This is a genomic window from Bradyrhizobium sp. SHOUNA76 (assembly GCF_023006445.1).
Lineage (GTDB): Bacteria > Pseudomonadota > Alphaproteobacteria > Rhizobiales > Xanthobacteraceae > Bradyrhizobium.
This window is the reverse complement of record NZ_JALBHA010000927.1, coordinates 1-1,147: the sequence shown is the minus strand read 5'-3', so window position 1 is coordinate 1,147 and position 1,147 is coordinate 1. Positions and strand designations below refer to the sequence as shown.

Here is a 1,147-nt window from a genome sequence, read left to right as displayed (position 1 = left end):
ATGGGCATCCGGCCCTATATCGACGACGACCTCGCCGCCGGCCGGCTGGTCGCGCCATTCGACCTCTCGGTACCCAAGGGCATGCGCTGGTACCTGCTCTATCGCAGCTTCCAGACCGAGCAGCGCGACTTTGCCGCGTTCCGCCGCTGGATCATGCGCGCGGCGGCGGAACCCACGGCTCGCCCGGTGAAGCGGATCGGCCGTGCCGCCGCTCGGAACTGACGCCCGAAGCAAAAAAGCCGGCCGCTTGTGAACGGCTTCACATCCCACATGACGCAATCGTGGTCCCCTGACCCTCCAACAAGACACGTACGGAACACTTTGGGGACTACCATGACGACCCTCTACGACGGCTTTGACATCGAATCCTTCGAGGCTGGCAAAGGCCTCTGGCACGCCCGCATCCGCCGCGCCGATCTCAGCCCCCTCGCCATCGATGGCGTCCTGTTTCCGGCCATGGAAGTCGGTTTCGCCTGGCCCGATCAGAACGCCGCGATCGCCGACGCCAAGCACCACATCGACCGCTTCCGCCGGCGGACCGACAGCGACGACGAATAGGCGAGCAGGACGCAAGCGAACCAGGGACGGCGCAGCGCAAAAGGGGGCAACCGGTCATGTCAGTCATCGAAACCGAAGACACCTCGGGGCTGAGGATCTACAGCCGCGCCGTGCTCTCCAACTGCCCGGAATGCGACGGCGATCTCACGGTGCTCCGCGTGATCGGCGGGCGCGCCGGATGCGAGTACTGGACCATGCGCTGCACCGATTGCGGCGGCATCCACCTCGACATCCTGAAGCCGAATGTCACGGCGGAGGATGACGAGGGGCCGTTGCCGGCGGTGTAGGCCTCGAGGCTGCTGCCAACCTGCTGTCAGCAGGCTGCATGACGCCGGGCATTCGCCCTTTATTGCGGGGCGGACTCGTCCCATATTCGCCCCATGGCGAAGAAACCTGCATCCTCCGAAAAATCCGGCAAATCCCCCAGGACCAAGGCCCCGAACTCGAAAGCGCATCGCCCCGATGTGCAGCCGATCGGGCCGGCGCTGGCCGAGCTGCTCAATCCCGCGATCAATCGCGGCGATGCCGGGCTGGGATCCGGCACCGGCCTGCAGCCGCCGCCGGACAATTCGCGCGACCGGCGATCCGG

Annotated in this window: 3 protein-coding genes and 1 pseudogene; all 4 read left to right on the top strand. The window is 66.1% G+C overall.

Annotation, left to right across the window (positions count from 1 at the left end):
* Positions 1-222 (top strand): annotated as a pseudogene (locus MOV74_RS38670) (LysR family transcriptional regulator); the annotation flags it as partial.
* A 111-nt stretch (positions 223-333) separates the two neighbouring features.
* Positions 334-558 (top strand): hypothetical protein, encoded by a 225-nt coding sequence (locus MOV74_RS38665; protein WP_028134417.1) that lies wholly within the window; start codon positions 334-336, stop codon positions 556-558.
* A gap of 56 nt (positions 559-614) precedes the next feature.
* A complete protein-coding gene (locus tag MOV74_RS38660; protein WP_246932823.1) occupies positions 615-845 on the top strand; it encodes a hypothetical protein in 231 nt (76 codons plus the stop codon).
* 93 nt (positions 846-938) lie between these two features.
* Positions 939-1,147 (top strand): hypothetical protein (locus MOV74_RS38655; RefSeq protein WP_246932821.1); only part of this gene is annotated, 209 nt, incomplete at its 3' end.

Excerpts from the sequence above, each read along its gene's own strand:
- MOV74_RS38660 (WP_246932823.1), top strand. The coding sequence starts at position 615 with ATGTCAGTCATCGAAACCGAAGACACCTCGGGGCTGAGGATCTACAGC.
- MOV74_RS38665 (WP_028134417.1), top strand. The coding sequence starts at position 334 with ATGACGACCCTCTACGACGGCTTTGACATCGAATCCTTCGAGGCTGGC.